The following is a 21833-nucleotide window of genomic DNA, read 5'->3' as shown; positions in this document are numbered from 1 at the left end:
CCTTCCATTCTCCGGCGGCCCGATGACCGTTTGATGACGTTCACCGGGCACCACGGTGCGCGCTGATAGCCTGCGCTTCCCCCTGCCCTGGCCGAGCTGCATGCGTAGTCCCCACTGGCGTTTGATCCTCAACGGCAAGTCCACCGGCAACGTCGACCTGCGCGAAGCCGTGCACGCCCTGCGCGAGCGTGGGGTGCAGCTGGAGGTCCGGGTGACCTGGGAGGACGGGGATGCCGAGCGCTACGTGGCCGAGGCGATCGAACACGGCGTGGACACCATCATCGCCGCCGGCGGCGACGGCACCCTGAGCGAAGTGGCCGAGACCCTCGCGCACCGTCCCGAGCCCGCCGACGCGCTGCCGTCGCTGGGGCTGGTACCGCTGGGCACCGCCAACGACTTCGCCACTGCGGCTGGCATCCCGGTCGATCCGTTGGAGGCGCTGGACCTCATCGAGCAGCATCCCGCCCGCCCGATCGACCTGCTCAACATCGATGCCGACGGCAAGCGTTGGTGGTGTGCCAACGTGGCCAGCGGCGGCTTCGGCACCGAAGTCACCGTAGAGACCGACGAGGGCCTGAAGAAGGTGCTCGGCGGGCTGGCCTACCTGGTCACCGGCATCTCGCGACTGGGCCGGATCGACCCGATCCGCGCGCGCTTGCACACCCCGGACTTCGACTGGGAAGGCGGCTTCATTGCGCTGGGCATCGGCAACGGCCGACAGGCCGGGGGTGGCCAGGTGCTGTGCCCGGATGCCGTGATCGATGACGGGTTGCTGGATGTCACCGTGATCCCCGAACTCACCGGCGAAGTCGCCTCCACCATTGGCGCGCTGCTCAAGGGCGGCAAGCAGGGGGCACTGGAGCAGGTTGCCGAGCGTACCCGTGCGCCGTGGGTGGAGATCCATGCCGAGGCTCCGATCACGCTGAACCTCGACGGCGAGCCGGTACAGGCCCGGCAGTTCCGGATCGAGTGCGTGGCCTCGCGGGTGCGGATGCATGTGCATCCGGGCAGCCACCTGCTGGGCGGCTGACTGCAAGGCGTGCCTGTTCAAGGCAGGCGGGTCAGAGCAGCGGGATGTCTTCTTCCTTGCTGGGGAAGTTGAAGGCTTCGCGCTTCCTGCGGATGTGCTCGGGCAAGGGCGGCCTGGGGATGTTGCGTGCGATCAGCTATTGCTGGCATTTTTTCTGCCAGGGCAGCAGGTCGGGCGAGGTGATTTCCCAGTAGATGGCTTCGACCATCAGTTGGCGCTGTGACTCGACGGGATCGGTGAACAGCCCTGCTTTGATGGTGGGGTCCGCCCCATGTTCCAGCAGCCAGTAGGCATGTTTGAATCCGCCACGCTTGGTGTACCAGCTGAGTACGGTGTCATCCCGGTAACTATTGCCCAAATTCACATCGGCCCCGCTCTCGACAAGGAGCTGGACGTTCTCCCATTGGTTGCCGCTGAGGAACGCTTGGAGTAGCAACGTCTCGTTGTCCGCATTCCGGGTATTGGGGTCCCCGCCGTGCTCCAGAAGGAGGCGGAGGTAGCGCGGGTCTTTCAGCTGGGCCGCATACACCATGGCATTGTCATCGCGGTATGGCTTTCCTTGCAGTTGCCTTACCCGACGCGCGTTCGGGTCTGCGCCGCTTTCCAGCATCGCGCGCAAGCCTTCAAGACTCTGTGCGCGTAGCGGCCAGGCGAGCAACGGAATACCTTCGCGCTTTGAAAACGCTACGTCGGGATCCACGCCCTCGTCTTTCATGAGTTGCCGTATCTCCCCGGCGTCTCCCGTTTCGCTGGCGATGGCCAGATCGAGGGCTTTTCCCTCGAAGTAGCGATCAGCGCCATGCGAGGAGGCTGACGAGCACCCCGCCAGCGGTCCAAGAAGGGCGAAGGTCAACAGGTGGATGAGCATGCTACGCATTGGCTTGGGATCCTTCCTTGAAAGCGTGCGGCTGGGTCACAGCAGCGGGATGTCTTCTTCCTTGCTGGGGAGCTTGAAGGCTTCGCGCTTCCTGCGGATGTGCTCGGGCATGGGCGGCCTCGGGATATTGCGTGCGATCAGCCATTGCTGGCATTTTTTTTGCCAGGGCAGCAGGTCGGGCGAGGTGATTTCCCAGTAGATGTCTTCAACCATCATCTGGCGTGCCGCGGCGCCAGACCCGGGCGGAGGGCGCGACGAAATCGTCGGGTCAGCCCCATGCTGAAGCAGCCAATAGGCAGCATCGAAACCGCCTCGGCCCGTATACCAGCTCAGCACGGTGTCATCACCCCTGCTTAGACTGGACGCGTTGATTTTTGCGCCATGCTGCACCAGCGTCTGGATGTTCTTCCACTGATTTCCACTCAAAAATGCCTGCAGCATCAGCGTTTCATTTGCAGAATTTCGTGTGTTCGGATCCCCGCCATGCTTCAGGAGCATGTCCAGGAATCGCGGATCATTCATCTTCGCTGCATATACCATCGCATTGTTGAAATGGATCTCCCTGCCGTTCATCCGTCTCACTTGGCGGGCATTGGGATCGGCACCGTTGTCCAGAAGGGCGCGCAAACCATCCAGACGTTCCGCGCGCAGTGGCCACGCCACCAGGGGAATCCCATCGCGCGCTGAGAATTCGACGTCCGGATTGACCCGCTCCTCCTTGATCAACCGCCGAATCCCATTCGCGTCGCCGGTTTCGCTGGCGATGGCAAGCTCGAGTGCCTTTCCCTCGAAGCAACGATCAGCTCCATGCGAGGAGGATGACGTACACCCAGCCAGCGGGCCAAGAAGGGTGAACGTCAACAGGTAAATGAGCATGCTGCGCATTGTTCTGGGATCCTTCCTTGGAGGGTGCGGCTGGGTCACAGCAGTGGGATGTCTTCTTCCTTGCTGGGGAACTTGAACGCCTCGCGCTTCCTGCGGATGTGCTCGGGCATGGGTGGCCGCGGGATGTTGCGTGCAATCAGCCACTCTTGGCATTTTTTCTGCCAGGGCAGCAGGTCCGGCGAAGTGATTTCCCAGTAGATCGCTTCGACCATCAGTTGTCTCTGTGACTCGACGGGATCGCTGAACAGCCCTGCCTTGATGGTGGGGTCCGCCCCGTGTTCCAGCAGCCAGTAGGCGTGTTTGAATCCGCCACGCTTGGTGTACCAGCTGAGTACGGTGTCATCCCGGTACCTGTTCGCCAGGTTCACATCGGCGCCGCCCTCGACCAGGCGTTGGACGTTCTGCCATTGGTTTCCGCTGATGAAGGCCTGGAAGAGCAGGGTTTCGTTGTCTGCATTGCGGGTATTGGGGTCTCCGCCGTGGTCCAGAAGAAGACCCAAGTAACGCGAATCTTCCATCTGGGCCGCATATACCAGGGCGTTGTCGTCACGGTATGGCTTTCCTTGCAGTTGCCTTACCCGACGCGCATTTGGATTGGCACCATTCTCGAGCATCGCGCGCAGTCCCTCCAGGCTCTGCGCGCGCAGCGGCCAAGCAACGAGGGGGATACCGCCGCGCGCTGAGAATTCTATGTCCGGATTGACACCCTCTTCATTGATGAGCCTGCGAACCTCTCTGGCGTCGCCAGTCTCGCTGGCGATGGCCAGCTCGAGCGCCTTCCCCTTGAAGTAGCGATCAGCTCCATGGGAGGACGAACGCGCACATCCCACTGCAAGCAAAAGTGCGACGCAGATCGCAAATATGGCAGTGTAATTAGGGATTATCTGACGTTGTCCGCGCATGATTTTCTTTACTGTAGGGCCATGGGAGGACATTAGCAGAGTCTTCCACAAGCCCATAAATGCCCTGATGCTGATGTTGGGTCATTGAAGCGCAAAGGAGTTGCCATGAGTGAAGCGCAGATAGAAACAAAGATCCAGGCCCTGCAGGAGCAGAGCAAGTTGCTTGAGCAACTTCGTAGGGGCGGGCACCACGTTGAAGCACTCAAGCTGCAGGAAACTTACTACTCTCGAGAAGTCGCTGGGCTTAGTGCGGATGTCTACCGCGCTGCCGCGGGTGAAGGTGGCTGTCCACCCGGTTGGACACGTGCCAGTGAGGATCCGGCAAGCCTTCGGAGGGTGGGTGTTGAGCTTAGTGATGAAAAAATTCTCCTCGCCTTGCGCCCAACTCGATCTGGATTCCGAGCAGAGGTCTACCTGCCCGATCCTAAGATCTTTGGCGAAGATGCCAAGCCGGTTTTAGTCTTCAAGGGATCGACGGGCATGATCCTTGATCCTAATGCACCGCTCGGGCGGCGCGAATCCGGTGGTGAGGACTTCCTCAACAACGGGCAGCAAGGTTCTGGTGAGCGTAGTGAATACTACGATCGAGCAATGGATCTCTCCTCGCTGCTCAACGAATTTACCAAAGGCAAGTTCGAGATAGCCGGGCACTCCCTCGGTGGCGGCTTGGGCTCCGCTGGTTCGGCGGTCACCGGTGTACGTGCCACCACCTTCAACGCCGCCGGTCTTCACCCGGACACCGCTGCACGCTACGCAAGTGAGAAGAGACTACCGCTGTTCAATACACAGAGCACGGTGAGCACTTACCAAGTCACAGGCGAGGTGCTCAACGACGTGCAGAACGGATGGCAGCGGTTGAACGATCAGCAGCGCCGCGACTTTGGCGTGGTGGTCAACGAGACCAGCATGCTGTTGCGAGAGCCCTTGATGAAGGAGATCGTCAAGGAAAAGCTGGAGGCTTCACTCCCCGCCGGTGCCCAGACGGCCGCCGCGCAGTTCATCGATCGGTTGGCCACCCCTGAGGGGGCGAAGGCCCTGCGTAGCGTGCCCGTGGCGGCTGGCAAGATGGAGATTCTGCTGGATCCCAAGGCCCTGGATGCGGAGGGAAATGTTGTCGACCGCAGACGGGTGGAGTCGCCGAGCCAGGTGGCCGAGCTTGCCGGTCCGTTGTCCCATGTCCTTGTGGATGCCGCGCGTGCGATGCGTAGCGGGCGACAGCTGGGCGAGCACGTTGAGCGCGTGGGTGCCGGTGTGGCCGCGTCGATGGAGCGCAGCGGCGCCATGGCAGTGCAGGCCGGGCGCGTGCAGAGCGTGCTGGCGGGCAACGCGGTGGACATGGGGTCCCAGAGCATGCGGGTGGGCGTGCAGGGCGCGGCCACCGTGATTGCGAAGGGGCAGGAGCTGAAGGCACTGGTGGAAAGCACGGCCCATCGCGTCGACGGCTACCTGGCCGGGAAGTACGCCGGAGCACTCTCCAGAGGGGCTGAACTGGTCGGGCTGGACGCGGCGGCGAAGCACCTGCGGCACGGGGCCGATCAGTTCGCTGCGTCCCAGGATGCGAAGGCTGACCAGGTGATGCAGCGCGGAGCGGCACAGGCGGAAGAAACCCGCGCGGCGGGCAGTCGTGGTGCCGAGGCGATCAGGCGGACGGGCGAGGCGGCGTCAGAGGCAATGAGCGACGCGTCGGCCAGATCAGCGGCGTTCGTTGAACAGGGCTACCACTGGGGAGGTCAGAAGGTCAGGGGCATTACGGAGGATGCACCTGCGGTCATGGCAGGCACTGCCGGGCTGGTGGCAGCGACGGCCAGCGTGGCGGCGCGCCACTCGCCGACCTATGTCGCGCCGGAGAACGTAAAGAACCTGGAAGACACCGCGCAGTTCGCGCGAAAGATCGGCAAGTCCTTCGGCGAATCCATGGCGCGCCACGGCATGGACGAAACCGTCATCCCCAGCCTCGACGCCGAAATCGCCCGGCAGGAGGCCGCTGCACGCACGCTGCTCCGCGCTGACCAGGACAGGCTGCAGGAAGGCGATACGCCCGAGCCGCCGCCGCTCAACGCGCCGGCGGTCGGCATCAACCACCCGGCCAATGCCGACTTCCACCTGTTCAAGGCGGCGCAGGCCGGTGTGCATGGGATCGACGCCAGCGTCGGGCATACGCCGGATATCTACAGCGACCAGTTGGCCGGCGCGCTGGCGGCCAAGGCCAAGCAGGAGGGGCTGCAGTCGATCGCACAGGTGGTGCTGAGCAAGGACCAGCGCCTCGCCGCGGCGGTGGACACCCTGGACCTGGCCGCGCCGGACCGGCATGCGGCCTATGTCGATGTGGTTGGCGGCCGCCAGCAGCCTCTGGCCGTGAGCACCGAGCAGGCTGCCGAGGTGGATCGGCAACGCGCGCAGGCAGCCAATGGACCGCAGATGGGGGCCGAGCAGCGGCCCGACGGCCGCGCCATGGGCTGAGCGCGGGCCCGCCGCGCCGGGCCTGGCGGGGTTTCCCCACGCGGGTCAGTGCGGTACAGTCAGCGGGTGTCCATTCTGACGACCCCGCATACCCTTTCTTCCGCTCGCCGCTGGTGGCGATGGTGGCCTGTTGCCGTCGTCCGTCCCGCCACCGCCGTTTCCCGGAAGGAAAGTCGTCTTGATCACGTTCGAGCAGTTCCAGCAGCAGGCCGCTGAAGGCCACACCCGCATCCCCGTCGTCCGCGAAGTGCTGTCCGACCTGGACACGCCGCTTTCGGTCTATCTGAAGCTCGCCGACGGCCCACATACCTATCTGTTTGAATCGGTCGAGGGCGGTGAACGCTTCGGGCGCTATTCCATCATCGGCCTGCCGGCGCGCCGGGTGTATGCCTTCCACGGCCATACGCTGACCGTCAGCGAGTCCGGCCAGGTGGTGGAGACCCGTGACGTGGCCGACCCGTTCGCCGAGGTCGAGGCGCTGCGCAGCGCCCACTCGGTGCCCAAGCTGGCCGGTCTGCCCGGCTTTACCGGCGGCCTGGTGGGCTGGTTCGGGTTCGAGTGCATCGGCTACATCGAGCCGCGCCTGGCGCCGCCGCGTGGCCGCGACGAGCTGGGCACGCCGGACATCCTGCTGCTGCACTCCGAAGAACTGGCGGTGTTCGACAACCTCAAGGGCCGCCTGTACCTGATCGTGCACGCCGACCCTGGTGAATACGGGGCGTGGGACCAAGCCCAGGCCAAGCTGGACGCACTGGTGGCCAAGCTGCGGGCACCGGGTGCCGGCTACCCCGCGCCGATCACCCGCGACGTGCTGGACGAGAACGACTTCGTCTCCGGCTTCACCCGCGAGGGCTTCATCGCCGCGGTCGACAAGTCCAAGGAATACATCCGCGCCGGCGACATCTTCCAGGTGGTGCTGAGCCAGCGCCTGAGCGTGCCGTTCAAGGCGCGCCCGGTGGATGTGTACCGCGCCCTGCGCGCCCTGAACCCCTCGCCATACATGTATTTCCTGGATACCGGCGATGTGCAGGTGGTCGGCTCCTCGCCGGAAATCCTGGTGCGCCTGCAGGACGGGGAAGTCACCGTGCGCCCGATCGCCGGCACCCGCCCGCGCGGGGCGACGGTGGAAGAGGACAACGCGCTGGAAGCCGAACTGCTGGCCGATCCCAAGGAGCGCGCCGAGCACCTGATGCTGATCGACCTCGGGCGCAATGACGCCGGTCGCGTGTCCAAGGCGGGCACGGTGGAAGTGGGCGAACAGTTCGTGATCGAACGCTACAGCCACGTCATGCACATCGTCAGCGAAGTGACCGGGCAACTGCAGCCCGGCCTGAGTTATGCCGACGTGCTGCGCGCGACGTTCCCGGCCGGCACCGTCAGCGGCGCGCCGAAGATCCGCGCGCTGGAAGTGATCCGCGAGCTGGAGCCGATCAAGCGCAACGTCTACGCCGGCAGCATCGGCTACATCGGCTGGCATGGCGATGCCGATACCGCGATCGCCATCCGCACCGCCGTCATCAAGGACGGCCGTCTGCACGTGCAGGCCGGTGCCGGCATCGTCTACGACTCCGATCCGGGCAAGGAATGGGACGAGACGATGAACAAGGGCCGCGCGTTGTTCCGTGCCGTCGCCCAGGCGGCCAAGGGCCTGTGAGTTTTCCTGCCGTGGCGCGTGCCACGGCGTTCGCTGCACCACCCAGACAAGGAATACCGCATGAAGCTGCTGAGCGCATTGCTGTTGTCGACCACGTTGGCCGCTGTCGCACCCGCGTGGGGCCAGGCCAATACCATCCCCTCGCAGCCGCACCTGCTGGTCAAGGGCAGCGCCACGCGCACGGTGATGCCGGACCGCTTCACGGTAAAGGTGGCGCTGGAATCGGTCGACATGCAGACCGAGACCGCCCGCGCCCGCGTGCAGGCCAACGCCGAACGCGTGCTGCAGTTGTTCGCCCAGCACGGCGCCATCGACGGCACCGTGCGCGCTGACAACCTGAGCATTGCCCCGTCCACGCGCTATCGCAACGATGAGGAAGTGTTCAACGGCACCGCCGCCCGGCGCGACCTGAAGGCCGAATTCCCCGACGCGCAGGCGCTGAAAGCCTTCCTCGGCGATCTGAAGGCCAGCCGCGAAGTGCAGGTCAGTACCGCTGAGCCCACGTATTCGGGTGAAAGCCGCCTGCGTGGCGAACTCAAGGCCGAGGCCGCCGCGCAGACGCGCGAATCGGCCAAGGGCCTGGCGGGCGCATACGGCACGAAGATCACCGGCCTGTACAGCATTTCCGACGTCGCACCGAACTTCGCTTATGGCGTGCAGGCCGGTACCTGGGGCACGCCCGGTCGGGATCGCTTCGGCGACGGCGGAGAAAGCGCAACGCTGGACAAGATGGTCGTGACCGGGACGCGCCGCGCGCCGTCGGCTGGCGAGCTGCTGACGGCTGCACCCATCACGTACACCGAAAACGTGTACGCCATTTTCCTCATCCAAGACGGACCCTGACCATGTTGTTGATGCTCGACAACTACGACAGCTTCACCTACAACCTCGTGCAGTACGTGCAGACGCTCGGCGCCGAGGTAAAAGTGGTGCGCAACGACGCCCTGAGCGTCGACGAGATCGCCGCGCTCGCCCCCGAGCGCATCGTGATCTCGCCCGGCCCGTGCACGCCCAACGAAGCGGGCGTGTCGCTGGAGCTGATCCGCCGGCTCGGCCCGAGCACGCCCATCCTCGGCGTGTGCCTGGGCCACCAGGGCATCGGCCAGGTCTACGGCGGCGATGTGATCCGCGCGGGCACCATCATGCACGGCAAGACCTCGGCGATACGGCATGAAGGCAAGGGCGTCTTCGCCGGCCTGCCGGACCGCTACCAGGCCACGCGTTACCACTCGCTGGTGGTGGACAAGACCACGCTGCCGGCGTGCCTGGAAGTGACCGCCTGGACCGAGAACGCGGACGGCACCATCGAAGAAATCATGGGCCTTCGCCATCGCGAGTACCCGGTCGAAGGCGTGCAGTTCCATCCCGAATCGATCCTCACCGAGCACGGCCACGCCCTGCTGAAGAACTTCCTGCAGCGCTGATCGGCGCCGCACCCGCATCGCAAAGGACCCCCCGCATGACCTTCTCCCCCCAGGAAGCCCTGCAGCGCACCATCGAGCACCGCGAGATCTTCTTCGACGAAATGGTCGACCTGATGCGCCAGGTGATGCGCGGCGAGGTGTCGCCGGTAATGACCGCCGCGATCCTCACCGGCCTGCGGGTCAAGAAGGAAACCGTGGGCGAGATCGCCGGTGCGGCCACGGTGATGCGTGAGCTGGCGCTGGCGGTGCCGGTCGAGGACAAGGCCCATCTGGTCGACATCGTCGGCACCGGTGGCGACGGCTCGCATACCTTCAATATTTCCACCTGCGCGATGTTCGTGGTGGCCGCGGCGGGGGCCAAGGTAGCCAAGCATGGCAACCGCAGCGTGTCCTCCAAGTCCGGCAGCGCCGATGCGGTGGAGGCATTGGGGGCGGTCATCGACCTGCGCCCGGAACAGGTGGCGCGGGCGATCACCGAGACCGGGATCGGCTTCATGTTCGCGCCGATGCATCACCCGGCGATGAAGGTGGTCGCTCCGGTCCGCCGCGAGATGGGCGTGCGCACCATCTTCAACATCCTCGGCCCGCTGACCAACCCGGTGGGCGCCACCAACGTGCTGATGGGCGTGTTCCACCCGGACCTGGTCGGCATCCAGGCGCGCGTGCTGCGCGAACTGGGCGCCGAGCGCGCGCTGGTGGTGTGGGGGCGCGACAACATGGACGAGATCTCGCTCGGCGCCGGCACCCTGGTGGGCGAGCTGCGCGACGGCAAGGTGCGCGAGTACGAAATCCACCCGGAGGACTTCGGGATCGCCATGTCGGCCAGTCGCAACCTCAAGGTGGCCAACCCCGAGGAATCCATCGCGATGCTGCGTGGGGTGCTCGACAACCAGCCCGGCCCGGCGCTGGACATCGTGGCCCTCAACGCCGGCGCGGCGCTGTACGTGGCCGGCGTGGCCGACAGCATCGCCGATGGCCTGGCCCGCGCCCGCGCGGCCATTGCCGACGGCGGCGCGCGCGCGCGCATGGCGCAGTACGTGGCCGCCACCCAGCGCATCGCCGCCGGCAGCTGAGCCGGCGATTTCACGCTTCACCCGCGGCTGGCCGATAATGGCCGGCCTGAAGGACCCGACCGACATGAGCGACATCCTCGACACCATCCTGGCCCGCAAGGCCGAAGAAGTCGCCGCCCGGCGCGCCGACGTGCCGCTGCAGGTCCTGATCGACCGCCTCGTGCAGGCGCCTCCGGTGCGGGGCTTTGCCGATGCGCTGCGCGCCTCGATCGCGGCCGGCAACCCGGCGGTGATCGCCGAGGTGAAGAAGGCCAGCCCGTCCAAGGGCGTGATCCGTGCCGACTTCCACCCGGCCGACATCGCGGTGAGTTACGAATTCGGCGGCGCCAGCTGCCTGTCGGTGCTGACCGACATCGATTTCTTCCAGGGCAGCGACGCCTACCTGCAGCAGGCCCGCGACGCGTGCACGCTGCCGGTGCTGCGCAAGGACTTCGTGATCGATCCCTACCAGGTGTATGAAGCGCGCGTGCTCGGCGCCGACTGCATCCTGCTGATCGTGGCCGCACTCAGCGACCGCCAGCTGGCCGAGCTGTCCGACCTGGCCATGCAGCTGGGCATGGACGTGCTGGTGGAAGTGCACGACATCGACGAGCTCGAGCGCGCCATCCAGGTGCCGGTGCCGCTGATCGGCATCAACAACCGCAACCTGCGCACCTTCGAGGTGTCGCTGCAGACCACCCTGGACATGCGCCAGGCCGTGCCCCGCGACCGCCTGCTGGTGACCGAAAGCGGCATCGTCGATGCGGACGACGTGGCCCGGATGCGCAGCGCCGGCGTGCACGCCTTCCTGGTCGGGGAGGCCTTCATGCGCGTGGAGGAGCCCGGCGAGGGCCTGCGTCAGCTATTCTTCAGCGCATGACTGCGATCTACCCAACGCCGCGCGACGACGCCCCGCTGGTGGTCTTCGATTTCGATCACACGCTCTATGACGGCGACTCGGGCAGCCATCTGTTCGCTTGGCTGATCAAGCGCAACCCGCTGCGCCTGCTCGCCGCGCTGCTGGCCACCCCGGTCCTCGGCCCGCTGGTGGCGTTGCTGCCCACCCGCCGCCGCGGTATCTCCGGCTATGTGTGGATCGCCACCTTCGGCCTGCACCGCGCGCGTGACCTCAACAAGGCCATCGACCGCTACGTGCTCACCCACGAGGCCGACATCCGCCGCCGGCTGCTGCCGGTGGCGCTGGACGTGTTCGCCCAGCACCGGGCGCAGGGCGACCGCGTGGTGGTCGCCACCGGGGCGCCGCCGGAGCTGGCCCGGGCGATCCTCACCTTCGTGGCCCACCAGGGCGTGCCGGTGATCGGTACCGAGGTCGGCCCGTTCCTGGGCGCGGTGATCGCCACCCGGCACTGCCACAACGAAGAGAAGATGCGCATGCTGCGCGAGCGCGGTTACGGCGAGATCGCCATCGCCTATTCCGACAGCAGCGCCGACCTGCCGCTGCTGCTGGCCGCCAAGGCGCCGGTGGTGGTCAATCCGAAGGCCTCGCGGGTGGCCCACTTCCGCCAGGTGCTGCCACCGGGCACGCCGGTGCTCAATTGGGGTTGCCTCGACCGGGCCGGCGATCCGGTCTGAGCGACGCGATCGATGATGCGTCTCGCGTCGTCCCGCCGGGATGACGCAACCGGCTCAGGCCGCGCGCCACTGCACCAGCGCATGGCCGATCTGGAACAGGCTGATCGCCAGCACCAGGACGCCCACGGCCACCAGCACCCAACGCTCCTTGACCCGCTTGACCAGCAGCGCGGCGACCGGCGCGGCCATCATGCCGCCGATCATCAGCCCGGCCACGATGTTCAGGTACTGCAGGCCCATCGACAGCAGGAAGGTGATCGACACGGCCAGGGTGACCACGAACTCGGCCGCGTTGACCGTGCCGATGGTGGTGCGGGCCTGGCCGCCGCGGGCGAGCAGGGTGGAGGTGGCCACCGGGCCCCAGCCGCCGCCACCGCTGGCATCCAGCAGCCCGGCCACGAACCCCAGCACCGGCACCCGCTTCACTTCCTGGGCCGGCATCAGCCGCCCGGCCGCGCGCAGCAGGATGAAGATCGCCAGCACCAGCAGGTAGCAATAGATGAAGGGGCGAATGACGTCCCCGGGCAGCTGGGTCAGCACGTAGGCGCCCACCACGCCGCCCACCGCACCGGGCAGGGCCAGGCGCAGGAACAGGCGGCGGTCGACATTGCCGGCCACCAGGTGGGAGACGCCCGAGGCGCCGGTGGTGAACACCTCGGCGGTGTGGATGCTGGCGCTCACCGCTGCCGGCGGCAGGCCCATGCTGAGCAGGACCGAGGACGACACCAGCCCGAAGGCCATGCCCAGCGCGCCATCAACCAGCTGCGCGCCCAGGCCGATCAGGATGAACCAATAGAATTCGCTGCCCAGTTCCATGGCAACAGCCTAGCGGCAAATGGGTGAAATGGCGGCCTGGGGGGTGCTGGCGGCTGGCTGGCGGCTGGCGGCATTGGCCCGGTGGCATGCCGGGCGGGACCCTGGAAGCCGACCAATGGCCGGCCCTGCGGATCAGCGGGTGCCGTACAGGACCACGGTCTTGCCGCGGGCGTGAAGGAGCCCGTCGGTCTGCAGCTTCTTCAGCACGCGGCCGGCCATTTCCCGCGAGCAGCCGACCAGCCGGGCCAGTTCCTGGCGCGAGACGCGCAGCTGGGTGCCCTGCGGGTGGCTCATGGCCTCCGGCTCGCGGGACAGGTCGTGAAGGGTGCGCACGATACGATCGGTGACGTCCAGGAAGGCCAGGCGGCTGGCTTTCCTGCTGGTGTCCAGCAACCGCTTGGAGATCTGCTGACCCAGCGCGTACAGCAGGCGAGGGGCATCGGCCGACAGCGGGCCGAGGAACAGCTGGTGGAGGCGCTCGTAGCTGATCTCGGCCAGCTCGCACGGGGTGCGGGTGCGCAGGATCACCTCACGGCGGTCGGATTCGACGAACAGCCCCATTTCGCCGACGAATTCACCTGAACCGAAGTAGCCGAGGACCAGCTCGCGGTCGTCCTCTTCCTCAGCAATTATAGAGACCGAGCCACTGATCACGTAATAAAGGGTGCCGGCGGGATCCCCGGGGCGGAACACATCGGTGCGCGCGGGGTAGCGGCGGCGATGGCTGTGGGCCAGGAAACGGTCGATGGTGGCGATATCCAGGGCCAGTGGACTTGTGGCAAGGCGCACAGTTGACACGTTTGAGGCGCTCCCTTTGCTCATGAACAATTCACGGCTATGTCCCGCGAGCTTAACGATCCGGTTTGTGAAGGGCAAACACAGCACACCTATTCCTTTCGATGCAAGTTTCGCCCCCGATCACTTTGCCCCATAATTGCGCCTTTCCCACCACACACAGGATCGACCGCCGTGGTCAAGCCGTTGCCTCGCCTGAGGTTGCAGGGTTTCAACAACCTCACCAAGGCGCTGAGCTTCAACATCTATGACGTGTGTTACGCGCGCACCGAAGAGGAGCGTCAGCGCTACATCGAATACATTGATGAAGAGTACAACGCCGATAGGCTTACTCAGATCTTGACCGATGTCGCCGAGATCATCGGCGCCAACATCCTCAACGTGGCGCGCCAGGATTACGATCCGCAGGGTGCCTCGGTGACGATCCTGATCTCTGAAGAACCGGTGATCGACAAGAAGCAGGCCGGCAAGGAGCTCATCTCCGACGCCGTGGTCGCGCACATGGACAAGTCGCACATCACCGTGCACACCTATCCGGAAACGCACCCGCAGGAAGGCATCGCCACCTTCCGCGCCGACATCGACGTGGCCACCTGTGGCGTCATTTCGCCGCTGAAAGCGCTGAACTACCTGATCGAGAGTCTGGAATCGGACATCGTGATCATGGACTACCGCGTGCGTGGTTTCACCCGTGACGTGAAGGGCAAGAAGCACTACATCGATCACAAGATCAACTCGATCCAGAACTTCTTGGCCAAGAACATCAAGTCGCGTTACGAGATGTTCGACGTCAACGTCTATCAGGAAAATATCTTCCACACGAAGATGCACCTGAAGGACTTCGACCTGGACCAGTACCTGTTCGAAGAGAAGGCCAAGAACCTGTCGTTCAAGGAACGCATGAAGATCGAGGCGCTGCTGCGTCGTGAGATCGAAGAGCTGTTCCACGGGCGCAACCTGGCCGAGTAATGCGGTGACGACAGCCGCCCCGGGCAACCGGTGGCGGTGCCGCGCAGGACGGAAGCGTCCTGCCTGTGGAACCTGCGGTTTGCGCAATTGACGGTTCCACGGACGCAGATCAACAACGGCTCGGTGTGAAGACACCGGGCCGTTGTCGTGTTCACGTTCCGGGTCCGGAGGCGGCCCGCCGGGCCAGCCAGCCGCGCTTACACGCGGTAGGCGATGCCCTTCATCACCGCCGAGGCCAGTGCCATCACCGATGGGATCGGGAACGGCAGCTTGCGTGCGCCGGCATGCTCGGCGTGGTCGGCATGGCGGGCTTCGTCGATCTTCATCACCTTGAGGATCTCGCGGCTGCGCAGGTCGGCCGGGGGCAGGGTGCCCAGGTGTTCGTCCAGGTGGGCTTCGACCTGGCGCTCGGTTTCGACCACGAACCCGAGGTTCCAGCCGTCGCCGCGCAGGCCAGCCAGGGTGCCGATGGTGTAGCTGCCGGCATACCAGAGGGGGTTGAACAGGCTCGGTCGGCTGTCCAGCTCGCCCAGGCGCCGGGCGCACCACGCCAGGTGGTCGGTCTCTTCCTGGGCCGCCTCCAGCAGGTGGGCACGGGTCGCCGCTTCCCGGGCGACCGCGGCCTGGCCGAAATACAGGCCCTGGGCGCAGACCTCGCCGACGTGGTTGATCCGCATCAGCCCGGCCGCGTGGCGGCGCTCCGCACGGCCCATCTGCACGTCCGGGGTGGCCTCGGCGGGGTAGGGGCGGCTGGCCGGCGGGTTGCCGAACACCGTGTCCAGGGCGCGCTGGGCTTCGGTCAGCAGGTGATCGAGCGGGGTGATCTGGCGGGTCGCGGTCATGGGGGCGGCGGTTACGGCGGGGGATCGTCGATTCTCGCCCCCTGGCGCCGGTGTGCCAAGCCATGGCAGCGGGCGACTTGCATGTGGGTGGCATGGCCAGTACAATCCCGCCTCTTCACAACGCGTGGCAGAGTTCCGGCCGTTCAGCGCCGCAATGAGCCCGACCTACTTGAGTTCTTTCATGAGCACTTTCACTGCAAAGTCCGAGACCGTCCAGCGCGACTGGTATCTCGTCGACGCTTCCGGCAAGACGCTGGGCCGTCTGTCCACCGAGCTGGCCCGCCGTCTGCGCGGCAAGCACAAGCCGGTCTACACCCCTCACGTTGATACCGGTGATTACCTGGTTGTCATCAATGCAGAAAAGATTGCCGTCACCGGCAACAAGCTGCAGGACAAGCTGTACCACCGCTTCACTGGCTACATCGGCAACCTGAAGACCGAAACTCTGGCCCAGGCGCTTGAGCGCCACCCGGAGCGCGTCATCGAGACCGCCGTCAAGGGCATGCTGCCGAAGGGCCCGCTGGGCCGCGCCATGTACCGCAAGCTCAAGGTGTACTCGGGTTCCGAGCACCCGCACGCCGCTCAGCAGCCTCAGGTTCTGGATATCTAATCATGGCTATCACGCAAAACTACGGCACCGGCCGCCGCAAGTCCTCCACCGCCCGCGTGTTCCTGCGCAAGGGCGCCGGCAACATCACCGTCAATGGCCGTCCGCTGGACGAGTTCTTTGGCCGTGAGACTGCACGCATGATCGTGCGTCAGCCGCTGGAACTGACCAAGAACACCGAAAGCTTCGACATCATGGTCACCGCCGCTGGCGGTGGTACCACCGGTCAGGCCGGTGCGATCCGCCTGGGCATCGCCCGCGCGCTGGTCGAGTACGACGAAACCCTGAAGTCCGAGCTGCGCAAGGCTGGCTTCATGACCCGTGACGCCCGTGAAGTCGAGCGTAAGAAGGTCGGCCTGCACAAGGCGCGTCGCGCCACCCAGTTCTCCAAGCGCTGATCCATCGCGCCTGGCGTGGGATCCCTCGGGGTCCCGCTGGGAGGACAGCAAAAGCCCGGCCTCGGCCGGGCTTTTGTCGTTTGTGGACCGGTGCCCAAGGCAGAGCACATGGGTAGAGCCGAGCCATGCTCGGCTGCACGGCACGCGCAGAAAGGTAGAGCCGAGCCACGCTCGGCTGCACAGCACGCGCAGACAGCTAGAGCCGAGCCATGCCCGGTTACACGGCACGCGCAGACAGGTAGAGCCGAGCCATGCCCGGCTGCACGGCACGCGCAGAAAGGTAGAGCCGAGCCACGCTCGGCTACACGGCACGCGTAGAAAGGTAGAGCCGAGCCACGCTCGGCTACACGGCACGGGCAGAAAGGTAGAGCCGAGCCATGCTCGGCTGCACGGCACGCGCAGAAAGGTAGAGCCGAGCCATGCTCGGCTACACGGCACGCGCAGAAAGGTAGAGCCGAGCCATGCTCGGCTACACGGCACGCGCAGAAAGGTAGAGCCGAGCCACGCCCGGCTGCACGGCACGGGCAGAAAGGTAGAGCCGAGCCATGCTCGGCTACACGGCACGCGCAGAAAGGTAGAGCCGAGCCATGCTCGGCTGCGCCGCAAGACACAGCGCAGCAGCCATGGCCAAAGCGTCTGCTCCCCGCATCAGTCCTGCCGGATCGACGCGGGTCAATAGCCGGTACACCCGACAAGTCCCGCTCCGCAGCCCGGCCAGCCGCTGGCAGCTGGGCGTTCGGGCGCTTGCGAGGTCGCGCCTCGCAGGCAAGGCGCCGTCACCCCTGCAAGCTCCGTCGCCGCACCTATGCGGCTCGGGGGTCCCGCCAACCCGCCCACGCCGACCCCCAGCCGCTGGCGGGTGCGCAGGGGGCGTGCGAGGCAGGACGGGTCCAGCACCTGGGAGCTGTGAATCAGTGCCGGCCGCTGGCCGGCAACCACGTCACCATCCGCGAGCCGATGGCGTCGCCTGCGGTGGTCGTGACCGCGATCGCGTTCGTTGATCACCGGATCCCCGACCACATAGGCGTCATCGCCTGTCAATCGCGGCGCGTCCCCGCCGGCGATGGCGAACGCCATCGACCCGCCCGCCGGCACCAACGGCACTCGGCGCCCTCGCGCCCCATCACGCGAAACACCCCTTGCAGTCCAAGGGCGCGTTCCGACGGGCGCGGGGATATGAGGAGGTGGATGACGCGGATCCCAGCCTGGCTGGGCAAGGTCGGGGTGCTGGGCGCTATGTCCCCAGTTCATTGCGCCAAATAAAACAAAAGGCCTGATCTTTCGATCAGGCCTTTTGTTTTATTTGGCTGCCCCGGATGGATTCGAACCACCGAATGCCTGAGTCAGAGTCAGGTGCCTTACCGCTTGGCGACGGGGCAATATATGCGTGCAAGTATTGCACTTTTTCCCTACAAAACCAAGCAGAACTTGGTGGCTATGGGTGGACTCGAACCACCGACCCCAGCATTATGAGTGCTGTGCTCTAACCGGCTGAGCTACATAGCCTAGGGAGCCGGTAATTCTGGAGATGTATCCGGGATCTGTCAACACTTTTTCATCGCGCTTGTGAGTGGCCTGCCGGCGTGTCACAGTCCCAACCAGTAGATTTTTCTAGGAGTCCGCATCGTGATCGATCCGGACGGCTATCGACCGAACGTCGGCATTGTGCTGATGCGGGAGGATGGGCAGGTGTTCTGGGCACGTCGTGTGCGCCGGGATGGCTGGCAGTTCCCGCAGGGCGGCATGAATACCGATGAGACGCCTGTCGAAGCCATGTATCGCGAGTTGCACGAAGAAACCGGGTTGTTGCCTGAGCACGTTGAAGTGCTCGGGGCCACGCCGGGTTGGCTTCGCTATCGGCTGCCGGCACGGGCCATCCGTCGCAATGAGAAGCAGGTCTGCATCGGCCAGAAGCAGGTCTGGTTCCTGCTGCGCCTGGCGGGCGACGAATCCCATGTGACGCTGGACCACACCGACAGCCCGGAGTTCGACCAGTGGCGCTGGGTGGATTTCTGGTACCCGGTCGAACACGTGGTCATGTTCAAGCGGGGCGTCTATGCACGCGCGCTGCGCCACTTGGCGCCGTTGGCGCGGGGCGTGGCGGGGGCCGGGGTGGAGTCGATGCCCAAGTCCGCCCAGGAGGCCTGGATGCCCGGCAACACGGCCGGGCACGATCGGCCGCGCAAGCGCAGCACGCCGCCGCCCAAGCGGGGCTACTGGCCGAAGAAGGCCAAGGCCGAGCCGGGTACCCCCTGAGACGGCGCCACGACCCAGGTCGTGGCTCCGTGGGCCCGTCCGGGCGACGGCCTGCAGCGTTCTGCGGACCGCAAGGGCCGACTCGCTGAACCGTATCGAGAATGATTCAGATACGAAATTGACAACCATTCTCGTTTCGATTGGAATAGCCGCAGGCCGATCCGGGCCTGTCTGCCGAGTCCGCACGTGTACGTCTGCATCTGCAACGGGGTTACCGACCACCAGATCCGCGAAGCCGCGCAGAGTGGTGTCGCCAGCGTGTCCGAACTGACCATGCGCACCGGCTGCGGCGCCACCTGCGGCTCCTGCCTGGACATGGCGGCCGACCTGCTTGCCAAGTTCAGCGCCACCCACGATCTGCCGCTGCCCGTGCTGGGCCTGGCCCAGGTCGCCTGAGGCACCGCACGCGCAGCTGCGCGTGATTCGCGTTCCCTCATCGTCCGGCTCGAAGCGCTACAGTGCGCGCGTTCACACGCAGCAGGAGCAGCTCATGAAGGGCGACGCCAAAGTCATCGAATTCCTCAACAAGGTCCTCTACAACGAGCTGACCGCGATCAACCAGTACTTCCTGCACGCCAAGATGCTGAAGAACTGGGGCCTGAAGGAACTGGCCGACCACGAGTACAAAGAGTCGATCGAAGAAATGAAGCATGCGGACATGCTGTCCGATCGCATCCTCTTCCTCGAAGGCCTGCCCAACTTCCAGGCGCTGGGCAAGCTGCGCATCGGCGAAAACCCCACCGAGATCCTGCAGTGCGATCTGGCACTCGAGCGCGACGGTGTGGTCACCCTGCGCGACGCGGTGTCGTATGCCGACTCCGTGGGCGACTACGTGAGCCGCCAGCTGTTCGTGAAGATCCTGGATTCCGAAGAAGAGCACATCGATTGGCTGGAAACCCAGCTCGAGCTCATCGAACGCATCAGCGAGCCGAACTACCTGCTGACCAAGCTGGACGACTGAGTCAGCCCTGCAGCGGGGCGCGCAGGCCGTTCTGATACCCGGCCAGCGCGATCCGCGCACGCGCGAATTCGGCGATGAGCAGCGCCACCGCCACGGCGGGGCGCTCCAGGGTGCCGGCGCGCGCGTCATGTTCGATCCGGCGGGCGGCCGCCGACAGGGCGATGGCCCCGACATTGGCGCTGGCCGACTTGAGGCTGTGCGCGATGGCGCGCAGCTGGTCCAGGTCGGCGGCCACCGAGGCGTCCTGCAACTGCTGGATCAGCGCCGGGGTGTCGTCCAGGAACACGCCGATGATGTGCGCGGTCTGCGCGCCGATCACCTCGAGCAATTCATCCAGCACGCTGCTGTCGAGTACCGGCAGCGGCTCGTCGCCGTTGTCGGGGACGCCCGCCAGCCCCAGCGCGGCCAGGCTGGAGGCGATCTCGGCCGGTTCCGGCTCGCGCAACGCCTGCAGCGGGACGCGCGCGGACGGCGCCTGGCCCTGCCAGCGTTGCAGGCAGGCCTGCAGCGAGGCGCGGTTGACCGGCTTGGACAGGTAGTCGTCCATGCCCGCCTGCAGACAGCGCTCGCGATCGCCGGCCATGGCGTTGGCGGTCATCGCCACCACCGGCAGGCGTTCGGCACCGGCCTGGCCCTCCTGCGCACGCCAGCGCCGCGTGGCCTGGTAGCCATCCAGCACCGGCATCTGGCAATCCATCAAGACCAGGTCGACCGGGTGGCGGTCCAGGTACTGCAGCGCCTGTTCACCGTCATGGGCGGTGACCACGTTGCAGCCGAGGACCTGCAGCAGGCGCTGGGCGACGGCCAGGTTGACGCTGTTGTCTTCCACCAGCAGCACGCGCAACCCCAGGTGCGGCGACGGCGCCGGCCGGGTGGCATCGGCTTCGGCCAGCAGCGGTGCTGGCCGGGCCGTGGCGGTGGTGGGGCGCAGCAGGGCGTGCAGCTCGCCATCGGCCGCGTCGCGCGGCAACTGCAGCGCATCGTCCAGCAGCAGCGCGGCCAGCGGCTCCTTGCCCTGCAGCCACAGCAGCTTGGGCGCGGGGTCGCGTCCATCGCGCAGGACCGCCCGATGCAGTGCGGTGGCACCGTGGCGCAGCGCGTCGGTGTCGGCGATCACCCAGGCCAGGGCGGGCTCGATGCCGGGCCGCTGCGGCGCGCGCAGGATGTCCAGCGCGGCCGACGCGCTGTCGACCACGTGCAGGCGCACGTCGTGGTGGTCCAGTACGCGCTCCAGGCGCGCGGCCAGCACCGCATCGGTGCTGACCAGCAGGGCGCGGGTGGCGCCGTTGCCGGGCGCGGGCAGGTCGCCGATCACCTTCAGCAGGGGGATCTCGAACCAGAACGTGGCGCCCTGGCCCGGGGTCGAGCTGACGCCGATGCGCCCGTGCATCAGGTCGATGATGCGCTTGCAGATGGCCAGCCCCAGCCCGGTGCCGCCGTAGATGCGGGTGGTGGAGGCGTCGGCCTGGCTGAAGGACTGGAACAGGCGCGATTGCAGGGCCGCGTCGATGCCGATGCCGCTGTCGATCACCTCGAAGCGAAGCTGGTGCTGGGCATTGGTCTCGCCCTGGCGCTGCACGCGCACGCGGATCTGGCCGCGTTCGGTGAACTTGATCGCGTTGACCAGCAGGTTGCCCAGCACCTGGCGCAACCGCACCGGATCGCCGCGCACCGACAGGCGGACCGCCGGGTCCAGTTCCAACGACAGCTTCAGCGCTTTGGGATCGGCGGTGCGCTGCATGAGCTGGACCAGGCCTTCGAGCAGTTCGCGCAGGTTGAAGGTGGTGATCTCCAGGTCCAGGCCCTTGGCCTCCAGACGGGAGTAATCGAGGATGTCATCGACGATGCGCAGCAACTGCTGCGAGCTGACCGTGGCGGTCTGCAGCATCTGCCGCTGGTCGTTGCCGAGCTGGCCGCCGGCGATCAGGTCCAGCATCGGCAGGATGCCGTTGAGCGGGGTGCGGATCTCGTGGCTCATCGTGGCCAGGAACTCGCCCTTGGCCAGTGCCGCGGCCTCGGCGGCCTGTTTGGCCTGCAGCAGTTCCTGCTCGAGCGCGTCCTGCTGCTGCACGGCGTGCTGCAGCTGGTCGCGTTCGCGTGCCAGTGCGTCGCCGCGCCGCTGCAACTGCTGCAGCCGTTGCTGGGTGTCGCGCCAGTGCTGCACGCAGGACAGGCTGGCGATGACCGCCAGCACGGCCGCGCCGGCAGCGATGGCCGGCCATGGCCCACGGCTGCCGAGCGCGGCCATGCTGGCCGCCGTGGCGCCGACGGCAGCGGCCGTGGCCGCCAGCCAGAGTGCGCGGGGAACCCGT

Annotated in this window: 21 protein-coding genes and 2 tRNA genes; 14 read left to right on the top strand and 9 right to left on the bottom strand. The window is 66.1% G+C overall.

What is annotated here, in order from left to right:
• The first annotated feature begins 100 nt into the window (after positions 1–100).
• Positions 101–1030: a lipid kinase YegS gene (yegS, locus tag AC06FD_RS13765; RefSeq protein ID WP_259208917.1), complete on the top strand. Its 930-nt coding sequence runs from the start codon at positions 101–103 to the stop codon at positions 1028–1030.
• 136 nt (positions 1031–1166) lie between these two features.
• Here yegS and AC06FD_RS13760 read toward each other — a convergent pair whose 3' ends face one another.
• From AC06FD_RS13760 to AC06FD_RS13750, 3 genes are read right to left on the bottom strand one after another with little or no spacing between them, the layout of a single operon-like run.
• On the bottom strand, positions 1167–1907 hold the full coding sequence (locus AC06FD_RS13760) for an ankyrin repeat domain-containing protein (protein ID WP_478078112.1): 741 nt from the start codon (positions 1905–1907) through the stop codon (positions 1167–1169).
• 36 nt (positions 1908–1943) lie between these two features.
• Positions 1944–2792, bottom strand: a complete 849-nt coding sequence (locus AC06FD_RS13755) for an ankyrin repeat domain-containing protein (RefSeq protein WP_478078111.1) — start codon at positions 2790–2792, stop codon at positions 1944–1946.
• 35 nt (positions 2793–2827) lie between these two features.
• Positions 2828–3694: an ankyrin repeat domain-containing protein gene (locus AC06FD_RS13750; RefSeq protein ID WP_478078110.1), complete on the bottom strand. Its 867-nt coding sequence runs from the start codon at positions 3692–3694 to the stop codon at positions 2828–2830.
• Between the two features lie 105 nt (positions 3695–3799).
• On the opposite strand from AC06FD_RS13750, the gene AC06FD_RS13745 reads away from it, so the two are divergent.
• The 7 genes from AC06FD_RS13745 (at position 3800) to AC06FD_RS13715 (ending at position 11877) form a co-directional block, all read left to right on the top strand.
• A complete protein-coding gene (locus AC06FD_RS13745) occupies positions 3800–6154 on the top strand; it encodes a Tle-like phospholipase domain-containing protein (RefSeq protein ID WP_478078109.1) in 2355 nt (784 codons plus the stop codon).
• 178 nt (positions 6155–6332) lie between these two features.
• On the top strand, positions 6333–7808 hold the full coding sequence (trpE, locus tag AC06FD_RS13740) for an anthranilate synthase component I (RefSeq protein WP_478078108.1): 1476 nt from the start codon (positions 6333–6335) through the stop codon (positions 7806–7808).
• Positions 7809–7868: 60 nt separating this feature from the next.
• Positions 7869–8651, top strand: coding sequence for an SIMPL domain-containing protein (locus tag AC06FD_RS13735; protein ID WP_394164002.1), 783 nt, complete (start codon positions 7869–7871; stop codon positions 8649–8651).
• Between the two features lie 2 nt (positions 8652–8653).
• Positions 8654–9232, top strand: a complete 579-nt coding sequence (locus AC06FD_RS13730) for an anthranilate synthase component II (RefSeq protein WP_478078107.1) — start codon at positions 8654–8656, stop codon at positions 9230–9232.
• A gap of 35 nt (positions 9233–9267) precedes the next feature.
• Positions 9268–10305: an anthranilate phosphoribosyltransferase gene (trpD, locus tag AC06FD_RS13725; protein ID WP_259208938.1), complete on the top strand. Its 1038-nt coding sequence runs from the start codon at positions 9268–9270 to the stop codon at positions 10303–10305.
• A 64-nt stretch (positions 10306–10369) separates the two neighbouring features.
• Positions 10370–11164 carry an indole-3-glycerol phosphate synthase TrpC gene (trpC, locus tag AC06FD_RS13720; RefSeq protein WP_259208940.1) on the top strand — a complete coding sequence of 265 codons (795 nt, stop codon included), beginning with the start codon at positions 10370–10372 and terminating at the stop codon, positions 11162–11164.
• Positions 11161–11877 (top strand): haloacid dehalogenase-like hydrolase, encoded by a 717-nt coding sequence (locus tag AC06FD_RS13715; RefSeq protein WP_259208942.1) that lies wholly within the window; start codon positions 11161–11163, stop codon positions 11875–11877. Before trpC ends, AC06FD_RS13715 begins: the two co-directional genes overlap by 4 nt.
• Before the next feature lie 54 nt (positions 11878–11931).
• On the opposite strand, the gene AC06FD_RS13710 is transcribed toward AC06FD_RS13715, so the two are convergent.
• Positions 11932–12693, bottom strand: coding sequence for a sulfite exporter TauE/SafE family protein (locus AC06FD_RS13710; RefSeq protein ID WP_394164004.1), 762 nt, complete (start codon positions 12691–12693; stop codon positions 11932–11934).
• 132 nt (positions 12694–12825) lie between these two features.
• Complete coding sequence (gene crp, locus AC06FD_RS13705) at positions 12826–13515, bottom strand: cAMP-activated global transcriptional regulator CRP (protein ID WP_256776562.1); 690 nt, start codon at positions 13513–13515, stop codon at positions 12826–12828.
• A gap of 147 nt (positions 13516–13662) precedes the next feature.
• Here crp and speD point away from each other — a divergent pair, with 147 nt between their 5' ends.
• Positions 13663–14457: an adenosylmethionine decarboxylase gene (gene speD / locus AC06FD_RS13700; RefSeq protein WP_019185315.1), complete on the top strand. Its 795-nt coding sequence runs from the start codon at positions 13663–13665 to the stop codon at positions 14455–14457.
• A gap of 197 nt (positions 14458–14654) precedes the next feature.
• Here speD and coq7 read toward each other — a convergent pair whose 3' ends face one another.
• On the bottom strand, positions 14655–15299 hold the full coding sequence (gene coq7, locus AC06FD_RS13695; RefSeq protein WP_478078106.1) for a 2-polyprenyl-3-methyl-6-methoxy-1,4-benzoquinone monooxygenase: 645 nt from the start codon (positions 15297–15299) through the stop codon (positions 14655–14657).
• A gap of 181 nt (positions 15300–15480) precedes the next feature.
• On the opposite strand from coq7, the gene rplM reads away from it, so the two are divergent.
• Positions 15481–15909, top strand: a complete 429-nt coding sequence (rplM, locus tag AC06FD_RS13690; protein WP_017354548.1) for a 50S ribosomal protein L13 — start codon at positions 15481–15483, stop codon at positions 15907–15909.
• 2 nt (positions 15910–15911) lie between these two features.
• Positions 15912–16304 carry a 30S ribosomal protein S9 gene (gene rpsI / locus AC06FD_RS13685; RefSeq protein ID WP_017354549.1) on the top strand — a complete coding sequence of 131 codons (393 nt, stop codon included), beginning with the start codon at positions 15912–15914 and terminating at the stop codon, positions 16302–16304.
• A 1304-nt stretch (positions 16305–17608) separates the two neighbouring features.
• On the opposite strand, the gene AC06FD_RS13680 is transcribed toward rpsI, so the two are convergent.
• Positions 17609–17683, bottom strand: a tRNA-Gln gene (locus AC06FD_RS13680).
• Positions 17684–17733: 50 nt separating this feature from the next.
• A tRNA-Met gene (locus tag AC06FD_RS13675) sits at positions 17734–17810 on the bottom strand.
• A gap of 120 nt (positions 17811–17930) precedes the next feature.
• Here AC06FD_RS13675 and AC06FD_RS13670 point away from each other — a divergent pair.
• From AC06FD_RS13670 to bfr, 3 genes are all read left to right on the top strand, one after another.
• Positions 17931–18560, top strand: coding sequence for an RNA pyrophosphohydrolase (locus AC06FD_RS13670; protein ID WP_259208952.1), 630 nt, complete (start codon positions 17931–17933; stop codon positions 18558–18560).
• A 186-nt stretch (positions 18561–18746) separates the two neighbouring features.
• On the top strand, positions 18747–18956 hold the full coding sequence (locus tag AC06FD_RS13665; RefSeq protein ID WP_038685797.1) for a (2Fe-2S)-binding protein: 210 nt from the start codon (positions 18747–18749) through the stop codon (positions 18954–18956).
• Positions 18957–19050: 94 nt separating this feature from the next.
• Positions 19051–19521 (top strand): bacterioferritin, encoded by a 471-nt coding sequence (gene bfr, locus AC06FD_RS13660; protein ID WP_259208955.1) that lies wholly within the window; start codon positions 19051–19053, stop codon positions 19519–19521.
• 1 nt (position 19522) lies between these two features.
• On the opposite strand, the gene AC06FD_RS13655 is transcribed toward bfr, so the two are convergent.
• Positions 19523–21811 (bottom strand): ATP-binding protein, encoded by a 2289-nt coding sequence (locus tag AC06FD_RS13655; protein ID WP_478078137.1) that lies wholly within the window; start codon positions 21809–21811, stop codon positions 19523–19525.
• Positions 21812–21833 lie beyond the last annotated feature (22 nt).

Source organism: Stenotrophomonas sp. Steno-Z1, assembly GCF_056393175.1.
Note: the sequence above shows the minus strand (reverse complement) of the source record. Positions and strands in the feature narration are given on the sequence as shown.

What these genes read in the sequence shown, in the direction of transcription:
- rplM (WP_017354548.1), top strand. Translation starts at nt 15,481, where the DNA reads ATGAGCACTTTCACTGCAAAGTCCGAGACCGTCCAGCGCGACTGGTAT.
- yegS (WP_259208917.1), top strand. Translation starts at nt 101, where the DNA reads ATGCGTAGTCCCCACTGGCGTTTGATCCTCAACGGCAAGTCCACCGGC.
- rpsI (WP_017354549.1), top strand. Translation starts at nt 15,912, where the DNA reads ATGGCTATCACGCAAAACTACGGCACCGGCCGCCGCAAGTCCTCCACC.
- coq7 (WP_478078106.1), bottom strand. Translation starts at nt 15,299, where the DNA reads ATGACCGCGACCCGCCAGATCACCCCGCTCGATCACCTGCTGACCGAA.
- AC06FD_RS13715 (WP_259208942.1), top strand. Translation starts at nt 11,161, where the DNA reads ATGACTGCGATCTACCCAACGCCGCGCGACGACGCCCCGCTGGTGGTC.
- AC06FD_RS13750 (WP_478078110.1), bottom strand. Translation starts at nt 3,694, where the DNA reads ATGCGCGGACAACGTCAGATAATCCCTAATTACACTGCCATATTTGCG.
- AC06FD_RS13755 (WP_478078111.1), bottom strand. Translation starts at nt 2,792, where the DNA reads ATGCGCAGCATGCTCATTTACCTGTTGACGTTCACCCTTCTTGGCCCG.
- crp (WP_256776562.1), bottom strand. Translation starts at nt 13,515, where the DNA reads ATGAGCAAAGGGAGCGCCTCAAACGTGTCAACTGTGCGCCTTGCCACA.
- AC06FD_RS13710 (WP_394164004.1), bottom strand. Translation starts at nt 12,693, where the DNA reads ATGGAACTGGGCAGCGAATTCTATTGGTTCATCCTGATCGGCCTGGGC.
- trpD (WP_259208938.1), top strand. Translation starts at nt 9,268, where the DNA reads ATGACCTTCTCCCCCCAGGAAGCCCTGCAGCGCACCATCGAGCACCGC.
- AC06FD_RS13760 (WP_478078112.1), bottom strand. Translation starts at nt 1,907, where the DNA reads ATGCGTAGCATGCTCATCCACCTGTTGACCTTCGCCCTTCTTGGACCG.
- trpC (WP_259208940.1), top strand. Translation starts at nt 10,370, where the DNA reads ATGAGCGACATCCTCGACACCATCCTGGCCCGCAAGGCCGAAGAAGTC.
- bfr (WP_259208955.1), top strand. Translation starts at nt 19,051, where the DNA reads ATGAAGGGCGACGCCAAAGTCATCGAATTCCTCAACAAGGTCCTCTAC.
- AC06FD_RS13735 (WP_394164002.1), top strand. Translation starts at nt 7,869, where the DNA reads ATGAAGCTGCTGAGCGCATTGCTGTTGTCGACCACGTTGGCCGCTGTC.
- AC06FD_RS13730 (WP_478078107.1), top strand. Translation starts at nt 8,654, where the DNA reads ATGTTGTTGATGCTCGACAACTACGACAGCTTCACCTACAACCTCGTG.
- AC06FD_RS13745 (WP_478078109.1), top strand. Translation starts at nt 3,800, where the DNA reads ATGAGTGAAGCGCAGATAGAAACAAAGATCCAGGCCCTGCAGGAGCAG.